At 56.5% G+C, this 21,554-nt stretch carries 19 protein-coding genes; 15 read left to right on the forward strand and 4 right to left on the reverse strand.

What is annotated here, in order from left to right; genetic code table 11:
• Window positions 1–27 precede the first annotated feature (27 nt).
• From F0155_RS10805 to gph, 5 genes are read left to right on the forward strand one after another with little or no spacing between them, the layout of a single operon-like run.
• Entirely contained in the window at window positions 28–870 is an 843-nt protein-coding gene (locus F0155_RS10805; protein WP_150524528.1) for a CbbQ/NirQ/NorQ/GpvN family protein, read from the forward strand.
• A complete protein-coding gene (locus tag F0155_RS10810; protein WP_150524529.1) occupies window positions 867–3,197 on the forward strand; it encodes a nitric oxide reductase activation protein NorD in 2,331 nt (776 codons plus the stop codon). The genes F0155_RS10805 and F0155_RS10810 overlap by 4 nt, the downstream gene beginning before the upstream one ends.
• Window positions 3,198–3,223: 26 nt before the next feature.
• Entirely contained in the window at window positions 3,224–3,925 is a 702-nt protein-coding gene (gene rpe / locus F0155_RS10815) for a ribulose-phosphate 3-epimerase (protein ID WP_150524530.1), read from the forward strand.
• 19 nt (window positions 3,926–3,944) lie between these two features.
• Window positions 3,945–5,075 (forward strand): pyridoxal-phosphate-dependent aminotransferase family protein, encoded by a 1,131-nt coding sequence (locus F0155_RS10820; RefSeq protein WP_150524531.1) that lies wholly within the window; start codon window positions 3,945–3,947, stop codon window positions 5,073–5,075.
• 15 nt (window positions 5,076–5,090) lie between these two features.
• Window positions 5,091–5,771, forward strand: coding sequence for a phosphoglycolate phosphatase (gene gph, locus F0155_RS10825; protein WP_150524532.1), 681 nt, complete (start codon window positions 5,091–5,093; stop codon window positions 5,769–5,771).
• 79 nt (window positions 5,772–5,850) lie between these two features.
• Here gph and F0155_RS10830 read toward each other — a convergent pair whose 3' ends face one another.
• On the reverse strand, window positions 5,851–6,519 hold the full coding sequence (locus F0155_RS10830; RefSeq protein WP_150524533.1) for an alpha/beta hydrolase: 669 nt from the start codon (window positions 6,517–6,519) through the stop codon (window positions 5,851–5,853).
• 328 nt (window positions 6,520–6,847) lie between these two features.
• Here F0155_RS10830 and F0155_RS10835 point away from each other — a divergent pair, with 328 nt between their 5' ends.
• The 10 genes from F0155_RS10835 to tenA all read left to right on the forward strand — a co-directional run bounded on the left by F0155_RS10835 (window position 6,848) and on the right by tenA (window position 16,149).
• Entirely contained in the window at window positions 6,848–8,014 is a 1,167-nt protein-coding gene (locus F0155_RS10835; protein ID WP_150524534.1) for a cysteine desulfurase family protein, read from the forward strand.
• Window positions 8,015–8,096: 82 nt separating this feature from the next.
• Entirely contained in the window at window positions 8,097–9,569 is a 1,473-nt protein-coding gene (gene sufB / locus F0155_RS10840) for a Fe-S cluster assembly protein SufB (RefSeq protein ID WP_150524535.1), read from the forward strand.
• A gap of 791 nt (window positions 9,570–10,360) precedes the next feature.
• A complete protein-coding gene (locus F0155_RS10845; RefSeq protein WP_150524536.1) occupies window positions 10,361–10,702 on the forward strand; it encodes a GIY-YIG nuclease family protein in 342 nt (113 codons plus the stop codon).
• Window positions 10,703–10,901: 199 nt separating this feature from the next.
• Window positions 10,902–11,246, forward strand: a complete 345-nt coding sequence (locus tag F0155_RS10850; RefSeq protein ID WP_150524537.1) for a hypothetical protein — start codon at window positions 10,902–10,904, stop codon at window positions 11,244–11,246.
• 1 nt (window position 11,247) lies between these two features.
• Complete coding sequence (gene sufC / locus F0155_RS10855; RefSeq protein ID WP_150524538.1) at window positions 11,248–12,000, forward strand: Fe-S cluster assembly ATPase SufC; 753 nt, start codon at window positions 11,248–11,250, stop codon at window positions 11,998–12,000.
• Window positions 12,001–12,018: 18 nt separating this feature from the next.
• Window positions 12,019–13,341: a Fe-S cluster assembly protein SufD gene (gene sufD, locus F0155_RS10860; protein ID WP_150524539.1), complete on the forward strand. Its 1,323-nt coding sequence runs from the start codon at window positions 12,019–12,021 to the stop codon at window positions 13,339–13,341.
• A 16-nt stretch (window positions 13,342–13,357) separates the two neighbouring features.
• Window positions 13,358–14,602, forward strand: coding sequence for a cysteine desulfurase (locus F0155_RS10865; RefSeq protein ID WP_150524540.1), 1,245 nt, complete (start codon window positions 13,358–13,360; stop codon window positions 14,600–14,602).
• A 10-nt stretch (window positions 14,603–14,612) separates the two neighbouring features.
• Window positions 14,613–15,011, forward strand: a complete 399-nt coding sequence (locus F0155_RS10870; RefSeq protein WP_150524541.1) for an SUF system Fe-S cluster assembly protein — start codon at window positions 14,613–14,615, stop codon at window positions 15,009–15,011.
• Window positions 15,012–15,093: 82 nt separating this feature from the next.
• Window positions 15,094–15,471 carry a Fe-S cluster assembly scaffold SufA gene (gene sufA / locus F0155_RS10875; protein ID WP_150524542.1) on the forward strand — a complete coding sequence of 126 codons (378 nt, stop codon included), beginning with the start codon at window positions 15,094–15,096 and terminating at the stop codon, window positions 15,469–15,471.
• A 21-nt stretch (window positions 15,472–15,492) separates the two neighbouring features.
• Window positions 15,493–16,149, forward strand: a complete 657-nt coding sequence (gene tenA / locus F0155_RS10880) for a thiaminase II (RefSeq protein ID WP_150524543.1) — start codon at window positions 15,493–15,495, stop codon at window positions 16,147–16,149.
• 213 nt (window positions 16,150–16,362) lie between these two features.
• Here tenA and F0155_RS10885 read toward each other — a convergent pair whose 3' ends face one another.
• The 3 genes from F0155_RS10885 to parE all read right to left on the reverse strand — a co-directional run bounded on the left by F0155_RS10885 (window position 16,363) and on the right by parE (window position 21,371).
• Window positions 16,363–17,418 (reverse strand): GGDEF domain-containing protein, encoded by a 1,056-nt coding sequence (locus tag F0155_RS10885; protein WP_150524544.1) that lies wholly within the window; start codon window positions 17,416–17,418, stop codon window positions 16,363–16,365.
• 118 nt (window positions 17,419–17,536) lie between these two features.
• Window positions 17,537–18,952, reverse strand: coding sequence for a DEAD/DEAH box helicase (locus tag F0155_RS10890; RefSeq protein ID WP_150524545.1), 1,416 nt, complete (start codon window positions 18,950–18,952; stop codon window positions 17,537–17,539).
• 349 nt (window positions 18,953–19,301) lie between these two features.
• On the reverse strand, window positions 19,302–21,371 hold the full coding sequence (parE, locus tag F0155_RS10895) for a DNA topoisomerase IV subunit B (protein WP_150524546.1): 2,070 nt from the start codon (window positions 21,369–21,371) through the stop codon (window positions 19,302–19,304).
• Window positions 21,372–21,554: the final 183 nt, after the last annotated feature.

Consider the following 21,554-nt stretch of genomic DNA (forward strand, 5'->3'; position numbering starts at 1 on the left):
AGTTTTGGAAAAAAGGACAGGCGAGCCATGAGCGAAATCGATCCCAACCAGTTTCGCATCGAAACAGAGCCATACTACCGGCCCGTCGGAAACGAGATCGAACAGTTTGCGGCTGCCTATGACGTGCGCATGCCGGTGATGCTGAAAGGCCCAACCGGCTGCGGCAAGTCGCGTTTTGTCGAATACATGGCCTACAAACTCGGCAAGCCGCTGATCACCGTTGCCTGTAACGAGGACATGACGGCGTCGGACCTGATCGGTCGTTTCCTGCTCGATATCAACGGCACCAAATGGCAGGACGGCCCGCTGACGATCGCCGCGAGGATCGGCGCGATCTGCTATCTCGATGAGGTGGTGGAAGCCCGTCAGGACACGACCGTTGTCATCCATCCGTTGACCGATCATCGCCGCCAGTTGCCGCTTGAAAAGAAAGGCGAACTGGTCAACGCGCATCCCGACTTTCAGGTCGTGATCTCCTACAATCCCGGCTACCAGTCGATGATGAAGGACCTGAAACAGTCAACGAAGCAGCGCTTCGGGGCGATGTCCTTCGACTTCCCAACAGCAGATATCGAGAGCGAGATTGTCGCGCACGAGGCGGGCGTTGACCGCAAGGTGGCCGAGCGTCTGGTTCAGGTGGCACAGCGCTCTCGTAACCTGAAGGGCCATGGGTTGGACGAGGGCATGTCGACGCGCCTTCTGGTCTATGCCGGGCAGCTGATCGCCCAGAAAATTCCACCACAGGCAGCCTGCCAGATGGCGCTGGTGGAACCACTGACGGATGATCCCGACATGCGCGACACGCTGCAGGCTGCGGTCAGCACCTTCTTTCCCGAAATCACCGACAGCAGCAAAGACCGCGCCGCATGAGTGTTGACCTCAACGAGTATCGGGATGAGCTGGTCCGGGCCGCTCCGGAGCTCGCGGAGACGCTGGACGGCCTGTTCCATGAAGCCGCACGCTTGATGTCGCCAGCAGGTCTGAAAGACTATCTGGATGGCGCGCGTGCCATGATCTCGTTGCGCAAGGGGCCAAACCTGCTGGTCTCCTATCTCGATGAAATGCCGCTGGTGGTGAAGGAATGCGGCGAGGACATCATCCGCGATGTGGTCGGCGCAACGCTCAAGCTGTCGTCGATGGTCTCGGGCGAAATCCTGACGCTCATGATCTCCACCTTGCCGGGAGCTGCCAACCGGTTCGGGGATGCGGATTTGCTGCGCGGGTATCTGCAGCTGCTGCACCGTTTGGCCGCGCGTGCGCCGCGCGGCCTTCGTCCCATGCTGGGCGTTCTGGAAGAGCTGCTCTCCAAACTCACCTTGTCCGGCCTGCGCCGCTGGGTGGATTTCGGCGCGGATGCCTACCGCCGGGACCTGCCCAAGCAGGCGGATTATTTTGGCCTCGTCAGCGAGGATTCCCGTGCGGTTCTGAAGCAGGAACGGCGCGGAACGCTTTTCATTGATTCCCAGCGGCGGTTGAACTTCTATTTGCGCGCCTTCTGGGGACGAGACTTCTTTCTTAGGCCAAGCGCAGCTGATCACGAAGGGTTTCGCCCGTTCATCGAAGGCGGGGCCATGCACTTGCCCGATGCGGTTGATGAAGCGCACGGTGTCAACGGTCTTGATCTCTACCGCGCCATGGCCGCCCATATGGCGGCGCATATCACCAGTTCCAACAAAGGCCTCAGCCAACAGGCGCTAAACCCGGCGCAGATCTTCTTTGTGGGACTGATTGATGATGCGCGAGTGGAATATAGCTCCATTCGCCAGTTCCCGGGCCTTCGGTCCCTGTTTCGTTCGCTGATGCCGGTCTCGCCAAAGGGGCATTACGAACACGAGACCATGTATCTGGTGGAGGCAACGGCCCGCGCGCTCCTGGAACCTGGTGTGTTCACCGGCGACCGGGCTGTGGATGCCTTGGTCGAGCAGTTTCATCTCAATGTTGGAGCCAATGAGCGCGAGACTATGTTCTCCTGGGGGCTGGGTGTTGAACTCTATTCCATATTGGCAGATCGGCGCGCCGTACCGAGCCTGCGCATTCTGGAGCAGCTGAACATCCCGTACCGCGATGACAATCGCTTCTTCTGGTCGCTGGATGCGTTCGACTGGTCGAACAGCGCCGCCTATCAACCGGATTTTCAGGCGCAGGTTCGCCGAAATGTCGGGTTGATGGAGTTCGTCAATGAAGTGGAGGTCGAGACGGCTGGCGACGACGCTCAGGAAGTCTGGGTGCTTTCCAGCGAGCTGTTCCCATATGAAGACGAGGGCGTTTCCTATAATGACATGGAAGGCAAGGAGCCTGTCTCCGATCCCTTCCACTACGGGGAATGGGACTACAAGGTTCAGCTGACCCGACCAAGCTGGTCCACGGTTTATGAGCGCCGACAAGGTCGCGGTAATCCCGAGACGATTGAAAAGGTTCTGACCGCCCACAAGGGCGTGAGTCACCGCATCCGTCAAATCGTCGACCGGTTGCGCCCGCAAGGCATTTCCCGACAGCGACGGTTGGAAGACGGGGATGAGCTGGATATCAATGCTGCTGTCGATGCTGTCGTCATGAGCCGGATTGGTCTTCAGCCTGATCCGCGCATCACCATGCGCAACGTCCTGAACCGGCGGGACCTCTCGGTCCTCATTCTGCTGGACCTGTCTGAATCGACCAACGAGCTGGTACGTGGCAGTGACCGCACAGTGCTTGATCTCACCCGTGACGCTTGTGCGCTTCTGGCAAGTGCGATCAACGGCATCGGGGATCCATATGCCATCCATGGGTTTGCCTCTGACAGTCGACACGATGTTCAGTACTACCGCTTCAAGGATTTCGAGCAGCGGTTCGATCCTGATGTGAAAAGCCGGCTGGCGGGGATGCGGGGAGGGTTGTCGACCCGTATGGGCGCGGCCATGCGCCATGCTGCCCATCATCTCTCCCAACGCGGCGAGCGACACAAGCTCTTGCTGATCGTGACCGATGGCGAACCATCGGATATCGACGAGCGCGATCCGCAATATCTGCGCATGGATGCCAAACAGGCAGCAGCAGAGCTGCAGCAAAAGGGCATCTCCAGCTACTGCCTGACCCTCGACCCGGAAGCAGACCGCTATGTGGAGCGGATCTTCGGCGCGAGCAACTACACGATCGTCAATCAGGTGGAGCGGCTGCCGGAAAAGCTGTCGGCCCTTTTTGCCAACCTCACCAAATGACTGGATGCCTTTGAAGGACCCGACCCATGAGCTTTGACCGTTCCCTGAAAATCGCCCCGTCGATCCTGTCCGCTGATTTTGCCAATTTTGGCAAGGAGATCGAGGCCATTGAAGCGGAGGGCTGTGACTGGGTGCATGTGGATGTGATGGACGGGCACTTTGTCCCGAACCTGACCTTTGGTCCGCCGCTCTGCAAGGCGATCCGCAAGCACATTAGAACAGTGATGGATGTGCATTTGATGATTGCTCCGGTTGATCCGTACATAGAAGCCTTTGCGGAGGCTGGAGCAGATATCATCACGGCTCATCTGGAAGCTGGTCTCCACACGCACCGCACGCTTCAGGCGATCCGGGCGACGGGCAAGAAGGCGGGGCTGGCCCTCAATCCGGGAACGCCGGTGGAAGCTGCCGCTTCGTTGTTGGATCTCTGCGACTTGGTCTGCGTCATGACGGTCAATCCCGGTTTTGGCGGGCAGAAGTTCATTCACACGCAGGTCGAACAGGTCCGCAAGCTGCGGGCCATGATTGGCGACCGTCCTGTTCATATCGAGATTGATGGTGGTGTTGATCCGACAACCGCCCCGCTGGTGGTGGAAGCTGGGGCAGATGTCCTTGTGGCGGGATCTGCCGTCTTCAAGGGCGGCAGCGTGGATCAACCGAATGTCTACGGGGCAAACATGACGGCCATCCGTTTTGCGGTGGCCGGGCTCAAATCGGCTGCAGAGTGACCAGACAGGGAGAGGGCATATGATGACGCCGCAAAGACTGCTCATGGGGCCGGGGCCCTCCAACGTTTCGGAAAAGGTTCTGCTGGCAACGGCTCAGCCAACCATCGGGCACCTTGACCCGGTCTTTCAAACGATGATGGAAGAAGTCAAGGCGTTGCTTCGCTTCGCGTTTCAGACAAAAAACGCGATGACATTTCCAATCTCGGCTCCGGCCTCTCTGGCCATGGAAGCGGCGCTGGTCAATCTGCTGGAGCCGGGCGATACGGCAATCATCGCCCAGAAAGGCGTCTTCGGTGGCCGTATGGCCGATATTGCCGCAAGGGCCGGCGCAAATGTGGTTTTGCTGACATTCGATTGGGGAACGCCCATTATTCCCGATGTCGTGGCTGGTGCGATCAAGGCCAATCCGGATGCAAAATTGCTGGGGTTTGTTCACGCGGAGACCTCGACCGGCGTCTGTTCCAATGCGCAGACACTGTGCGCGTTGGCCTCGGGGGGCGGGCTGCTGAGTGTAGTAGATACAGTGACCGGACTTGGTGGCATTCCGGTCAATGTTGATGCCTGGGGAGCGGATGTTGTTTATTCGGGCACACAGAAATGCCTGTCCGTTCCGCCGGGTCTGGCCCCCATCACTTTTTCTGATCGCGCGATTGAAGTGATCAAGAACCGGGAGACCAAGGTGCAGTCGTGGTTCTGTGATCTGAACCTCGTTCTGGGTTATTGGTCGGGCGAGGGCGGGGGGCGATCCTATCACCACACGGCACCGGTCAATGCGATCTATGGCCTTCTTGAAGGATTGCGGGACCTGAAATCGGAAGGACTGGAGGCTCGTTGGGCCCGTCATCAGCAGATGCATCAGCGCCTTTCGGACGGTCTTGGCGCGCTCGGGCTGGAGTTCCTCGTGGAAGAGGGCGCACGTCTGCCTCAATTGAATACGGTGCTCATTCCCGAGGGAATCGCTGACGCGCCGGTCCGCAGTCTGCTGTTGCAGAAACATGACATCGAAATTGGCGCAGGTCTTGGGACTCTGGCAGGCAAGGTCTGGAGGATTGGCCTGATGGGTGAAACGGCACGCGAAGAAAATGTCGATCGCTTGTTGTATGCGCTTGGCGAAGTGTTGCAGGATCAGCGGCAACCTGCCGTTGCCTGACAAATAGGAATTTTCATGACCCCTGTATTGATATTCGATCTTGATGGAACGCTGATTGACAGCGCCCTCGACATTCACGCCGCCAGTGCCCGCGTGCTGGTGAAGGAAGGGGCGACACCGCTGTCTCGCGAGACGATTCGTTCGTTTATCGGCAATGGAGTTCCGACGCTGATAGACCGCATCATCGCCGCAACTGAACTCGATCCGGGGGGGCGTGAACGTTATATTGCTGCGTTTCTGGAAGATTATGAAGCCAATGCCACGGACCTCACGGTTCCCTATAGCGAAGTCGTCAATGTGCTCGGCTTCTTCAAGGCCAGTGGTTATTCCCTCGGCGTATGCACCAACAAGCCCTATGCTCCGACGGTGAAGATCCTCGCAGATCTCAAGCTCGATATGTACTTCTCCGGCGTTGTGGGCGGGGATACCTATCCGGACAAGAAGCCTGATCCGACCGGACTTCTGGCGCTCGGCAAGGAATTGGGGCCGGGACCTGTGCTTTATGTCGGCGACAGTGAAGTAGACGCGGAAACGGCGGATCGTGCCGGTGTGCCGTTCTTCCTCTTCACCGAAGGCTACCGCAAGACCCCGGCCAATGAGCTGAAATCAACAGCCATGTTCTCCCGGTTTTCGGAGTTGCCGGGGCTGGTAGAAGCTTGTCTGGAAAAACAGTCCGCCCTGATCTCGGCTGGCTGATAACGTTGCCTCTGATCCAGAAAATGCAAAAAACCCGCCGGATCGGCGGGCTTTTCATATTCAGTGCGATGGACTTCAATCAATCGACATTGATGTAGTCTGCCGGAGTGATCCCCAGACGGCCATCGACATAGTCGCCGCAGCGGCCAAGAAGTTCGTCGATATCGTTTTCGAAGAAGTGGTTCGCGCCCGGGATGATCTCGTGATCGATCACGATGCCCTTTTGGGTCTTCAGCTTGTCGACCAAAGCCTGCACATCCTTTTGCGGGACAACCTTGTCGTTGTCGCCGTGGATGATCAGGCCAGAGGACGGGCAAGGGGCGAGGAAGGAGAAGTCATGCAGGTTCGCTGGTGGGGCGATAGAGATAAAGCCTTCCACTTCAGGGCGGCGCATCAGCAGCTGCATGCCGATCCAGGCACCAAAGGAGAAGCCGCCGATCCAGCAGGCGCGGGCATCCGGATGTACGGTCTGCACCCAGTCGAGAGCTGCCGCGGCATCGGAAAGTTCGCCCTGACCGTGGTCGAATGAGCCTTGCGAGCGACCGACGCCCCGGAAATTGAACCGCAGGACAGCGAAGCCGCGCTTCGCGAACATGTAATACATCTGATAGACGATCTGGTTGTTCATCGTGCCACCAAACTGGGGGTGCAGATGAAGAACCAGCGCGATCGGTGCATTGCGTTTCTTGGCGGGGTGGAACCGGCCTTCCAGCCGGCCAGCGGGACCGTTAAAGATCACCTCAGGCATGGAGCGCTATGTCCTTCTTATGATCGGCGATGCTTGTGGCAAAGCGCATTCGTTTTTTGTTCTGGATACGTGAAACCCCGTAAGTCTAAACTTGACTCCGAAGCTCCATGTTTCTAGAACCTTTTTTAGAATTGTTCGAAACTCGGTGGGTTGGGTGCGGATGCTGAACAGCCCCAATCGTGTTTCGTTTTGTCAGGTCGGGCTCCGTTATCGTCATCAGCGCCGGAAATTTCAAGCTTTCCGTGCAGGTCTCGGTAATATTTGATCTTTTTTGTCGGGATCGAAGAGCTCAAAACGGTCAAATGACCAACACACCGAATGATTTGAGATGGTAAAGAGTACGCCCGTCTATCTTGATCACAACGCAGGAGCGCCGCTTAGACCAAGTGCACGCGACGCGATGCTTGATGTCATGATGGTCCCGGGCAACGGCTCTTCCGTCCATGGTCATGGTCGTGCAGCGCGTGGCCGGATCGAGGAAGCACGGGAAAAGGTGGCGCAGCTCTGCGGCGCGCGAAACCGGGCAGTCACCTTTACATCCGGCGCAACTGAAGCAAACGTCACCGTGCTTACGCCTTCCTGGCAGGATCAGGGGGCTCCAGTTTATCTCGATCGTCTGATCCGCAGCGCTGTTGAACATCCGTCTGTGGTGTCTGGCGGACGATTCCCGGTCAAGGATCAGGACGTTCTTCCCGTTGACGGGAATGGCGTGGTCGATCTGGCGATCCTGAAGGAAAAACTTGCGTCGGGCGAACCAGCGCTTGTGTCTGTCATGGCTGCCAACAATGAAACAGGTGTGATCCAGCCGCTTGCCGAAATAGGTGCTCTTGTTCAGGAGGCGGGCGGGTTCTTCCATGTGGATGCCGTTCAGGCGGCAGGTCGCATGCCGATCGACCTGAATGCATGGCAGGCGGACGCGATTACGCTTTCTGCGCACAAGTTTGGCGGACCGCAGGGCATGGGTGCTGTTGTTGTCCGCTCCACGGCCCGTGTGCCGCAGCCGCTGATTACCGGTGGTGGTCAGGAAAACTGGCGACGGTCGGGAACTGAAAATGTTGCCGGAATTGTCGGGTTTGGAATTGCGGCCGCAGAAGCCTATATGGAGGCACAGGACACAGACGCCATCGTTGCGTTGCGCGACCGGCTGGAGAGCGGTATCGCCGCTGTGTGCCCGCAGGTGAAAATCTTCGGCAAGGACGCGGCTCGTCTCGGCAACACCTGCTGTTTTGCGGTTTCCGGCATTCCGGCGGAGACAGCACTGATCGCTTTTGATCTGGAACGCGTATCTGTGTCGAGCGGCTCTGCCTGCTCATCCGGCAAGGTGTCCGTTTCGCACGTTCTGACAGCCATGGGAGTGGACGAGGAGACCGCAAGGTGCGCTCTTCGCGTCAGTCTTGGCTGGAATACTGGGCAAGAGGATATCGACCGCTTCCTGTCCGTTTGGCCGGTCATTGTGGATCGGCTCAATCCGGCAGCCAAAACACGGGCTGCCTGATCACTCGAGTTTCCGGCGCGGTTCCGCGCCGAGGTGAATGAAAACCGGCGGCATTACAAGCCGCGTTGATGGAGAAGAAAACATGCCAGCGGTGCAGGAAACAATCGATCAGGTCAAGGCGATCGATGTTGACCAGTATAAATATGGCTTCGTAACGGACATCGAATCGGAAAAGGGCGCAAAGGGCCTTTCCGAGGAAACCGTGCGGTTTCTCTCTGCCAAGAAGAATGAGCCGGAGTGGATGACGGAGTGGCGTCTGGACGCGCTGCGCCGTTTCAGGACAATGACCGAGCCGGACTGGGCTCGCGTCAACTATCCGCCGATCGATCTGGATGACCTTTATTACTGGGCAGCTCCGAAGTCTGTTGAAGGGCCGAAGAGCCTGGACGAAGTCGATCCGGAACTGCTGGAAACCTACAAGAAGCTGGGCATTCCGCTGGCTGAACAGGAAATTCTGGCCGGTGTCGAGCCGAAGAACCGGGTTGCCGTTGATGCCGTGTTCGATTCCGTTTCCGTCGTCACCACTTTCAAGGAAGAGCTGAAGAAGGCGGGCGTGATCTTCTGCTCGATTTCCGAGGCGGTGCGCGAATATCCGGAACTGGTCAAGAAGTACCTCGGCACGGTGGTTCCGGTCACGGACAACTATTACGCAACGCTGAACTCCGCTGTCTTCTCCGACGGATCATTTGTCTACATTCCCGAAGGCGTTCGCTGCCCGATGGAACTGTCGACCTATTTCCGCATCAACGAGCAGAACACCGGTCAGTTCGAGCGCACGCTGATCATTGCCGACAAGGGCTCCTATGTCTCCTATCTGGAAGGCTGCACGGCGCCTCAGCGTGACGAGAACCAGCTGCATGCGGCCGTTGTGGAACTGATTGCGCTGGATGATGCCGAGATCAAGTATTCCACGGTCCAGAACTGGTATCCGGGCGACAAGGACGGCAAGGGCGGCATCTACAACTTCGTCACCAAGCGCGGCGATTGCCGGGGCAAGAACTCCAAGATCTCGTGGACGCAGGTGGAAACCGGTTCCGCGATCACCTGGAAGTATCCGTCCTGCATCCTGCGCGGCGAAAACTCCCGTGGCGAGTTCTACTCCATTGCTGTCTCCAACGGACACCAGCAGGTCGACAGCGGCACCAAGATGATCCATCTGGGCAAGAACTCGTCCAGCCGCATCATCTCCAAGGGCATTTCGGCAGGCAAGTCGCAGAACACCTATCGTGGTCTCGTCTCTGCCCACCGCAAGGCATCCAATGCGCGAAACTTCACCCAGTGCGACTCGCTCCTGATCGGTCAGGACTGCGGCGCACACACCGTGCCCTATATCGAGAGCAAGAACGCCTCAGCCCAGTTCGAACACGAGGCAACCACCTCGAAGATTTCTGATGACCAGATGTTCTACTGCCTGCAGCGCGGCTTGAGCGAAGAAGAAGCCGTGGCGCTGATCGTCAATGGCTTCGTCAAGGACGTCATCCAGCAGCTGCCGATGGAATTCGCCGTCGAAGCCCAGAAGCTGATCTCGATCAGCCTTGAGGGCAGCGTGGGGTGATGTGGACGCTTCGACGGGAGTGGTTGGCAGGAGCGAGGTGAACCATTGGGCTATGCAATCAGCTACTTTGGAGGGCTGTTTATTCTCGCAGGTCGGTTCAAATGTTTCCTATTGGGAACATTGTTCGGATTGGCGTTTGAGGCTTCCAGAAATTGGCTAGGCGAAGGTGCCATTTTTCTTTTTGGCGTCCACATGCTGCTGAGCTTCTGGTTAAGCCTCACGATGTATTGCGTCCTGTTTTCCAGACGAGTGCGATTGGACTTGTTGGGACATGATGTAAATCCGTTGTCTGCGTTTTTTATGCGCCTCGTCAGTCCCTTTGGGGTGTTTTGTTTATCATTCTGGCTGGGTCTTCTTGTTGGAGCAATTTTGATTAAACAGTAAAGCGAGCCGAGTGTGAATGTGATCGAGAATGCGGACGTAAGCAAAAATGGAGAGGCTGACAAGTTAACTGTGGGGTGATTGGGTTTCCCTAGTTCGTCATCCTCGGGCTTGTCCCGAGGATCTACTGACGGTGGAGGCATAACGGTTGTCTGGGTTTGTTTGCTTGAAGTCGAACTACCTCAAGGTGGTTGCTTTGGTAGATAGGACTGAGAGCATATTCGGGTTGCGAGTTAGATAGATCCTCGGGACAAGCCCGAGGATGACGGTCTAATTGGGAATGCTGGAAAGACACTTGAAGGTATGAGGTCGAGGGAATGAGAGGAATCACAAGGCGTTCAGCTGTCGGTGCCTTCCTTCGTCATCCTCGGGCTTGACCCGAGGATCTGCTGGCGGTGGAGGCATAACGGTTGTCCGGGTTTGTTTACATGATGTCAGACAAGCCCAGAGGTGTGATCTACACCGGTGTGACGAGCGATCTGCAAAAGCGAATTTGGGAACATAAAGAGGAGATCAGGAAGGGGTTCACTTCGAAGTACAAGGCGAAAAATCTGGTGTGGTTTGAGACCCATCCGAACATTGTCTTGGCGATCCAGCGAGAGAAATCACTGAAGCGCTATCTGCGCGAGTGGAAAATTCGACTAATCGAAGAGCTGAATCCAACCTGGAATGATCTTTATGAACGAATGGGCGAGATCGAGAATGTTTATGAGCCGCACGAAAATACGAGGAAGTGGGATGACTATAATTAGTTCGAACAATCTTCGTGTGGTGGCTTGCGTAGATCCTCGGGACAAGCCCGAGGATGACGTTCCTGCTTGTGGCGATGAATGAAGCTAGAGGCCTGCGGATGATGTACAAAACTGGGAAACAACGCACACGAATGCCGTTCTTTCCTTCGTCATCCTCGGGCTTGACCCGAGGATCTACAGACGGTGGGGTGAAACGAAAATGAGCCGCGGAAATGATCATGAGGAACTGGCAGTGGCCCTGTCCCAGATCAAGGCTGCAGAAAACTCATTTAACAAACAAGACGGTCTTGAGAGCCTTCGGCGCATTCAAGGTCAGGAAGCGAGAGAAAGAAGCGCAGGCGCTTTTTTCGGTATTTGCATTTTGGTCTGCGGATTTGGGTTTTTCACCGGTTACGCGACTTATGCATTTGGAATAATGGGCTTTTTAGCCTTTGCATGTTTTGCGGTCAGCTTTTGGCGCTACCGGATTATGCAAAGAAAGAGGGCCGAAGACATGCGCCTTATGGCGGAACGAAACACGACGGATAGTGAAACGGTAGGCTAGAATGCTTGAGATCAAGAACCTGCACGCGCGTATCGCGGAAGATGAAACCGAAATCCTGCGCGGGATCGACCTGACCATCAAGGCGGGTGAAGTGCATGCCATCATGGGCCCGAACGGCTCGGGCAAGTCCACGTTGTCCTACATTCTGGCCGGTAAGGATGACTATGAAGTCACCGAAGGCGAGATCCTGTTCAATGGCGAAAACATGCTGGACATGGAGCCGGACGAGCGGGCAGCGGCGGGTATGTTTCTGGCGTTCCAGTACCCGATCGAAATTCCGGGTGTTGCCACGATGGAATTCCTGAAGACCGCGATGAACGCACAGCGCAAGGCGCGCGGCGAAGATGCGCTGTCCATTCCCGAGTTCATGAAGCGCGTCAAGGAGCAGGCATCCTACCTGAACGTCTCCATGGACATGCTGAAGCGCCCGCTGAATGTCGGCTTCTCCGGTGGTGAGAAGAAGCGTGCGGAAATCCTGCAGATGTCGCTGCTTGAGCCGAAGCTCTGTGTACTTGACGAAACCGACTCCGGCCTCGATATCGACGCCCTGCGCATCGTTTCCGAAGGCGTCAACAAGCTGCGCTCTCCGGAGCGGGCGATGGTTGTCATCACCCACTACCAGCGTCTTCTGGACCACATTGTTCCCGATGTTGTCCACGTGTTGTCCAAGGGCCGCATCGTGAAGACCGGTGACAAGGATCTGGCGCTTGAGCTGGAAAAGAACGGTTACGCTGACTACGTCAACGCGGCCTAAGGCGAACGGGAGAAGGACATGAACGTCACAGCACCCATCGCCCACACCCAAGGCGAGACGGACCTGATTGCACGCTTCGATGCGGTCCGAGACACGCTTGCCGGATCGGTTTCCGTTGGCGGCCTGCGTTCGGCTGCGCTTGAGCAGATCAAGCTGAAGGGCCTGCCGCATCGCCGGGTTGAAGAGTACAAGTATTCCGATCTTCGGGCCTTCCTGAAGTTTGCAGCTCCGCTGGCCGCGGCAGCGGATCGCTCCGCAACAGAAGCAGCACTCGGCGCTGCCGACACGTTCGGCGATCTGGATCGCTACAAGCTGGTCATCGCAAATGGCAGCTTTGTAGCGGAGCTTTCCGATGTGGCCGCGCTGGAAGCAGAAGGTGTGTCGGTTTCCGACTTCGCAGCTGCTCTTGGCGGCGATATGGGCGCTGCGCTTCTGGCAAATCCGAAAACCGCCCCGAAAGACGGTGTTCTGGCTTTGAACACTGCCTTCGTTCAGGGGGGCATTGTGCTGACAGTGAAGGACGGCGCAGAGGTCTCCAAGCCGGTGGAAGTCATCCAGGTGGCTGCCAGCGAAGGTGCTCAGGTAACCCGCTGCCGCGTTTTGGTGGGCGAGGGGGCAAACCTCCGTCTTCTGGAAACCTTCGTCGGTGAAACTGGCTCAGGCGAGGTCAATGCGGTCTTTGATTATCAGATTGGCGACAAGGCAACCCTTGCCGCGACACGTCTGATTGTCGGCGCCTCTGCTGCACCGCGTCTTTTCACGACTATTGCGACCCTTGGCGACGAAGCGCTGTTCAAGTCGCTCGGCTTCGTTGCCGGACCGGAGTTTGTTCGCAACCAGCAGTTCGTTAGTTTTGCGGGCGAGAATTCCGACGCGAAGATTTACGGCGTCAGTATGGCTCGCGGCAAGGGACTGGCAGACCAGACGCTGATCGTTGACCATTCGGTGCCTCACTGCAACAGCCGCGAGTACTTCAAAACGGTTCTCGATGATCAGGCGCGCGGCGTCTATCAGGGCCGGATCAACGTTGCTCTGCATGCCCAGAAGACCGACGGTGAAATGATGACACAGGCGCTTCTCCTGTCGGAGGAGGCGGAAATGGCCAACAAGCCGGAACTGGAAATCTTCGCTGATGACGTGATCTGTGCGCATGGTGCTACCAGCGGTCAGATCGACGAAGATCTCCTGTTTTACCTTCGCGCCCGTGGAATTCCCGAGGCAGAAGCGCGCACGCTTCTTGTTTTGGCTTTCCTTTCCGAGGCGATTGAGGAATATGACGAGGAATACGTGACCGAAGGGCTCGTGTCCCGTGTGCGCGACTGGCTCGCAAAGAAAAGCTAAAGAGGAGCAGCGCCGGATGACGGTCGCAACCGCAGACAACACGAATGCCTATGACGTTGAACTCATTCGCAAGGACTTTCCAATCCTGTCGCGTGAGGTCTATGGCAAGCCTCTGGTTTATCTGGACAATGGCGCGTCTGCACAAAAGCCGAACGTAGTCATCGATGCAGTGTCACATGCTTATAGCCACGAGTACTCGAACGTTCATCGCGGCCTGCATTTCCTCTCTAATGCTGCAACCGATAATTATGAAGCGGCGCGCGAAAAGGTGCGCCGGTTTCTGAATGCGCCGACTGTCGACGAGATCGTGTTTACGCGGTCCACAACGGAGGCGATCAATCTGGTGTCCTACGGGATGGGGCATGAGTTTGAGCCGGGCGATGAAATCGTTCTCTCGATCATGGAGCACCATTCCAACATTGTGCCCTGGCATTTCCACCGCGAACGCAACGGCGCGGTTCTGAAATGGGTTTATGTGCGCGAAGATGGATCGTTTGACCTCGACGCCTTTGTCGACGCGCTGTCGGACAAGACGAAGCTTGTCGCCATTACCCATATGTCCAATGTGCTTGGCACTGTGGTCCCGGTGAAGGAAATCTGCCGCATAGCCCATGAACGCGGCATTCGGGTTCTCGTCGACGGCAGTCAGGCGGCAGTTCACATGGATGTTGATGTTCAGGACATTGATGCCGACTTTTATGTGTTCACCGGCCACAAGGTTTATGGGCCCTCAGGGATCGGCGTCCTGTGGGGCAAGACAGAGCATCTGAAGGCGATGCGCCCGTTCTGTGGTGGCGGCGAGATGATCCTCGACGTGACCGAGGACAACATCACCTACAATGACCCGCCGCACCGGTTTGAGGCGGGCACGCCGCCAATCGTGCAGGCGATCGGTCTTGGGGCTGCGCTCGACTACATGGACCAGATCGGCCGGGACAATATCGCCCGTCATGAGGCGGATCTGAAAGACTACGCCCACCAGAAACTTTCGGAGATCAACTCTCTTCGAATTTTCGGCACGGCGCCGGGCAAGGGTGCAATCGTTTCCTTCGAGATGGAAGGCGCGCATGCGCATGACGTCGCCACCATCATCGACCGCTCCGGCGTTGCCGTGCGTGCGGGAACCCATTGCGCTCAACCGCTTCTTGCACGATATGGTGTAACATCAACCTGTCGGGCGAGCTTCGGCATGTACAACACCCGCGCCGAGGTGGACGCGCTTTACGAGGCGCTTCTCAAGGCGCAGGCGTTCTTCGGATAGGATCAGGCTTATGGAAAGTGCAACATCCGTGACCGATGCAAATCAAGGCGGCGAAGAGCTGCGGGCTGAAGTGGCGACCGGTTCCGCCATTCCTCAGGATGAGCTGGAGCGGCTGACAACCGATATCATCGGTGCGCTGAAGACGGTCTATGATCCCGAGATCCCTTGTGACATCTACGAGCTTGGGCTGATTTACAAGGTCGATATCGAGGATGACAGGTCGATCAATATCGACATGACATTGACCGCTCCGGGCTGTCCTGTGGCCGGTGAAATGCCGGGATGGGTGGAAAACGCCGTTTCGGCAGTTGCAGGCGTTGGCCCGGTCAATGTTGATATGGTGTTTGACCCGCCATGGACCGCGGACCGCATGTCTGACGAAGCGCGGGTTGCACTCAACTGGTATTGATCCGGTTGAAAGCCAGCACTTTAACGCGATAACCTGAATGCCTATATCAGGTTATCCACCGGGTTGAACGAACGAGGATTTCATGGCCGGACCATTTCAGGTGATGAGAATGACAGACGCAGCTGCGGAGCGGGTGCGCGAGCTTGTCGAAAATTCCGACCGGGAAGTTCAGGGGCTGCGTGTCGGCATCAAGAAGGGCGGCTGTGCGGGTATGGAATACACCATGGATCTGGTGGATGAGGCCAAGCCCGGCGATGACGTGATCGAGGACAAGGGCGCGCGCCTTTATGTAGATCCGTCAGCTGTTCTGTTCCTGCTGGGCACGGAAATGGATTTCGAAGTCACCAAGTTCCGCTCAGGTTTTGTGTTCAAGAACCCGAATGAAACTTCAGCATGCGGCTGTGGCGAATCCGTTTCCCTGCAGGCAGCAGACCCGAGTGCCTTTTCGCGGGCCCAATAATATCTATCTGGATACAAGTCCTTGAAATTGTTTGATCGTTTGAAGGCGGATGCACCCGATGCATGGTCCGCTTATGTCTCTCATGAATTTGTCAAACAGCTGGGTGAGGGAAGCCTGCCACTGGCCTCGTTCCGCCACTATCTGATTCAGGACTATCTGTTCCTGATCCAGTTCTCTCGGGCCTACGCTCTGGCGGTCTACAAGAGCCCAACCGTTGATGACATGGAGTTGTCGCTGGCAGGGCTCAACGGGATTTTCTCTGAAATGGGCCTGCATCTGGAATTGTGCGAGGGCTGGGGTCTTTCGCGTGCCGATATAACAGCGGCACCCGAGATGACGCAGACAATGGCCTATACGCGCTTTGTTCTGGAAGCGGGCATGGCAGGGGATCTTCTGGATCTTCAGACTGCGCTTGCGCCGTGTGTGCTTGGTTATGCCGAAATAGGTGCAACGCTTGCCGAGCAGAATGCAGGCACGCTGGAGAGCAATCCTTACCGCCGCTGGATCGAGGAATACTCGGGTGACGGATACCAGTCTCTGGCCAGAGACTTTGCTGCCTGGATGGATAAAACAGCTGACGTCTACCTGACGGAAGCGCGTTACGATCGTCTGCGATCCACATTCGAGAAAGCCAGCTGGCTTGAAGCGGACTTTTGGCAAATGGGGCTGGAAATCTAGAGCACGTCTCGCATTCACTGAATCACTCGACGTGCTCTGAATATTTGATTTGGCGCATTTCCTGACGGCGAACCGGTATCCACTTCGCCTGGAAATGCTCTGGCCTGCCTCGCGCCTCAGCTTGTGTCGCAAGACGACCGATAAAATGAAAAGGCGGAGGTCGCTGTCATTCCCTCCGCCAGTTCATGCATCCCTGGATTATTGTCTATTGGTTCAGGCGACTTTGTCGGCTGAATCTCTCAAATCGTCCTCGGAACAAACCCGGTCGCGGCCATCGTGTTTGGCCTGATAGAGTGCCTGGTCTGAACGGGCGAGAATGGACTGGGCGTCATCGCCCGGCTTGTAGGTCGCAACCCCGATCGAAATCGTAATTCGACCTAGGGTCTGGCCTGTTGAACGCTTGACCAGTTCCTTTGACTTTACGGCTTCGCGGATTTTCTCCGCGATCTGCATCGCATTGCCTTTCGGACAGGTCGGCAGGATGATGCCAAACTCTTCACCGCCATAACGGCAGGCGGCATCGTTGCTTCGGACATTCTGCTTCACAGAAAGTGCAACAAGGCGAAGAACCTGATCGCCGGTCTGGTGACCATGTGTGTCGTTGAACTTCTTGAAGTGATCAATATCCGTCATCAAGAGAGCAAAGCCGGTGCCTTCGCTTTCGGCACGATTGATTGCCAGATCAAGCGCACTGTCAAAATGCTTGCGGTTGCTGAGCGTCGTCAGTTCGTCGGTCAGCGATTCATGCCGGATTGTCTCGATGCTGGATTGCAGCGTCTGGATCTGGTTCTTCGATTCCAGAAGCTGGCTCTCCAGTTGTCTGCTGGACTGAACTGCGGCTTGAGTGGATTTGACCAGATGCGCCACGAAAAGCTGTAGCTTTTCGGGATCGGTCACGTTCTTCATCTTCTCGCCGGCTTTTTCAAGAATGTTGCCGTAGTCGGAGGTCGCGTCTGCACTCAACTGCAGCGTATCGACAAGGTCTTCGACTTCAGCGGAAACCTTCTTGCCAAGCTCTTCGAGTCGATCATCCAGTCGGCTGGAGGACAGGAACTTGGCATAGATGCCCTGCATCTCTTTTCGCGACAATCGGCCGTTTTTCTTGATCGTGTCGTTCACCGCCCGGTTGAGCTGATGATTGTAGCCTGCGGAGTAAGTGTACCAGAGCTCATAGGAGCGTGGATAAGCTGGTAGCTGGTTCCGCTTTATATATGAAAGGGCGAACTCACCGTAGCCGATGGTCCGCTCGAAATCGTCTTTATCCGCCATCAGAAATCTCACGTAGAAAGCTGTTGTCAGCGCCCCACACGCCTGTCAGCTTCATCGTCAATTTCTACAGTAAGGCTTAATGACGGGTTAATCTTTGGTCAGTTTTAAGTGAAAACTATCAAGAGGCCTTTTTAGGACGAGGCTCCCGTAGAAGAAACGCGGGAATGTGTACGCCGCTGCCGAATGCTGGCTCGTCGCTCTTCTTTTCTACGCGTTTCTTGTTTTTTGTATCCATTGGTGCTCGCTGTTTTGTTCTGGTGATATTCTTGTCTTCGCCAGTAAAGTCGGGTTTCTCACTTAGGGGACGTTGCTTTTCAGCTGGGGCAGGTTGAGCCGCATTGTCATTGTTTGGCTTTTGGTTTTTGCCCCGCTTGCGCGCTTTGCGGGCCTGGTGTGCTGCTTCAAAATCAATAGCGTCACCAAGCCATTCAATGTCCTGTTTGATCAGGGATTGAATTGCTTCCACGTATTTCTGGTCATCGCTCCCAACAAGCGTGAACGCGGTCCCGCTTCTTCCGGCGCGGCCTGTGCGGCCAATACGGTGCACATAATCTTCGGCGTGGCTCGGAACGTCATAATTAAAGACATGGCTGACCGCCGGGATGTCCAAACCGCGCGCTGCTACATCACTGGCGACCAGCAATGTGATGGTTCCCTTCTTGAAATTCTCAAGAACGGTCATGCGTGAGCGTTGATCCATGTCGCCATGAAGGGCGCCGACATTGTACCCGTGGCGTTCCAGCGAGCGGAACAGAGTGCCGATGTCGCGTTTGCGATTGCAGAAGACGATGGCGTTCTGCAGGTCTTCTGCTTCTTCGAGCAGCTCGCGCAGTACCGCGCGCTTTTCGAAGTCCTTGCCCTCGGCAGCCTTGAGATAGTGGGAGATGGTCGCAGAGGTCGACGAAGTCCGTGCGACTTCCACTTTGGCCGGGTTCTGCAGGAAGGCTTCCGTCAGGCGTTGGATCTCCGGCGGCATGGTTGCCGAGAAGAACAGGGTCTGGCGAGTAAAGGGGATAAGCTTGCAGATGCGCTCGATGTCCGGGATGAAACCCATGTCGAGCATGCGGTCTGCTTCGTCGATCACGAGAATCTCGACGCCTTGCAGCAGCAGTTTTCCGCGTTCGAAATGGTCAAGCAGGCGGCCCGGTGTGGCGATGAGAACATCTGTGCCACGATCAAGCTTCTTGTCCTGCTCTGCAAAAGAGACGCCGCCGATCAACAACGCCACGTTCAGCTTGTGATTTGTGCCGTATTTTTCGAAGTTTTCTTCGACCTGCGCCGCCAGCTCACGGGTTGGCTCAAGGATCAGGGTGCGCGGCATGCGAGCGCGTGCGCGGCCTTTCTCGAGCAATGTGAGCATCGGCAGCGTAAAGCTGGCCGTCTTGCCTGTTCCCGTTTGGGCAATGCCAAGAACATCTCGTCTTTCAAGGACATGAGGAATCGCGCCGGACTGAATTGCAGTCGGCTCTGTATACCCCGCAGCTTCAACCGCTGAGAGGACCTTGTCGCTGAGACCGAGGGTTTTAAATGACATAGAGCTTAGTGCCCAGGTTTTGGAGAACAGATAAAGGCAAAAGTATCGATTAATACCTTGCCGAGCCGCGCACACCCTACCGCTCAATTTACAGGTGTCAATAAAGGTGCTGCAGATTCACTGAGAATTTTCTTGGTTTGGTTGATGACGGCGTAGTTTTTGTAAAATAGTTGCGCAAATATTGCATTGTTCGAACCATTAGTAGCCCGAACCCTTTAAGCGAAGCCGTACATTTTCGGAAGTAGGCTGTGCTGAATTGCCATTGCAGCCCAGCCAGCACTCACTGCATCGCATTCGTTTAGTCTCATGAACCCACGCGCGCAATGGCTTTCATGCAGATTGTCGAGGATTAAATATCGAGGTCTTGCGCAAACTCGGCGTTTTCCTGGATGAAGTGAAAACGAGCTTCCGGTTTGTTGCCCATCAGGCGCTCGACGGTGGAGCCGGTTTCCTTTTCCATGCCACCTTCAACGCCAACTCTCAACAGGGTGCGACGCGATGGATCCATGGTTGTTTCCTTCAGCTGGGCAGGCAGCATTTCACCGAGACCCTTGAAGCGACCGATATCGACCTTCGACTTGCTCTTGAACGCCGTGGAAAGCAGCTCGTCCTTGTGGGCGTCATCGCGTGCATAGAGCGTCTTGCCGCCCTGCGTCAGGCGATAGAGCGGGGGAACCGCCAGATAGAGATGTCCCTTGTGGATCAGGTCCTGCATTTCGCGGAAGAAGAACGTGATCAGCAGCGAAGCAATATGCGCGCCGTCAACGTCCGCATCGGTCATGATGATGACCTTCTCGTAGCGCAGATCTTCGTCGCGGTAGGATGAGCGCGTGCCGCATCCAAGCGCCTGGACCAGATCGGCCAGCTGCTGGTTGGCAGCAAGCTTCTCCCGTCCGGCATTGGCGACGTTGAGGATCTTGCCTCGAAGCGGCAGGACAGCCTGGTTGGAGCGATTTCGGGCCTGTTTTGCAGAGCCGCCCGCCGAGTCACCCTCGACGATGAAAAGTTCGGTTCCATCAGACTGGTTCGCAGAACAGTCGGCCAGTTTGCCGGGAAGGCGGAGCTTGCGGACAGCCGTCTTGCGCGCAACGTCTTTTTCCTTGCGGCGGCGCAGCCGTTCTTCCGCGCGATCAATCACCCAATCCAGCAGCTTGTTGGCCTGATTGGGCGAGGCGGTCAGCCAATGGTCAAAGGCATCGCGAACCGCGTTTTCGGTGATGCGTGTTGCCTCGTTTGTGGCCAACTTGTCCTTTGTCTGTCCAACAAATTCCGGTTCGCGGATGAAGACCGACAGCATGCCGCCAGCAGATGTCAGAATGTCATCGCCGGTAATGATGGCAGCCTTCTTGTTGTTGGTCAGCTCACCATAGGCCTTGAGGCCACGCATGAGGGCATAGCGCAGGCCCGCCTCGTGAGTGCCGCCTTCAGGTGTCGGCACCGTATTACAATAGGAATTGACGAAGCCGTCTCCGGCAAACCACGCAACCGCCCATTCGACAGACCCGTGGCTTCCGGCCTTGTCAGTGCGCCCTGCAAACATGTCGTCAACGACGCGGCGTTCCTTTTCAAGCCGCTCGGCGAGGAAGTCCTTGAGACCGCCGGGGAAGTGAAACACAGCTTCCGTCGGTGTAGTGTCCTTGTCGGCGATAATCGCGGGATCGCAATGCCAGCGGATTTCGACACCGCCAAAAAGATAAGCCTTGGACCGGGCCATTTTGAGCAGGCGATCCGGCTTGAAAGCGGCTCCCTTGCCGAAAATTTCCTGATCCGGCTTGAAGCGGACCAAAGTGCCCCTGCGATTGTGGGTGTCTCCCACCAATTCAAGCGGGCCAACCGGGCGACCGCGCTGGAACCGCTGTCGGTAAAGCTTGCGGGCGCGAGCAACCTCGACAATCAGGTCTTCGGAGAGGGCGTTGACCACAGATACGCCAACACCGTGCAGACCGCCTGAGGTTTCATAGACCTTGGAATCGAACTTTCCGCCTGCATGAAGCGTGGTCATGATGACTTCGAGCGCAGACTTGTCGACGAACTTCGGATGCGGGTCGACGGGAATGCCTCGGCCGTTGTCAACAACCGTCAGATAACCTTCCGCGTCCAGCGTGACATCGATCCATGTGGCGTGGCCAGCGACAGCCTCGTCCATGGAGTTGTCGATCACTTCAGCGAAAAGGTGATGGAGCGCCTTTTCATCTGTGCCGCCGATATACATGCCTGGGCGACGGCGAACCGGCTCAAGACCTTCAAGAACCTCGATGTCGGCAGCTGAATAGTCGTCCGTTGTAGCGGGTGCCGCGACCGGGCGGGGGCGTGCAGGCGCCTTTTTCTCAGGTTCTGCTGCAGCACTTGGTGCCGGTGCAGGAGTTGGTTCCTGGGAAAGGGCCGCGTTGCCGGCAAAAAGGTCGTCTTTTCCGCTCATCCAGTTGTCGCCGTCAGGTTCTTGTGTGGGGCCATGCTGTCATTATGGCTCGAATCATGGGGCATTGTCGCAGGACAAACCCGGAACGGTAAAGCGTTCTGTCAGGTTGTCCCTGCATTCAACACCGCAAGCTACGGCTTTGCCGTTCAGCAACAGAATGTCAACCGGATTATGTTGTCATTG

Source organism: Roseibium sediminis, from assembly GCF_008711325.1.
GTDB lineage: Bacteria > Pseudomonadota > Alphaproteobacteria > Rhizobiales > Stappiaceae > Roseibium > Roseibium sediminis.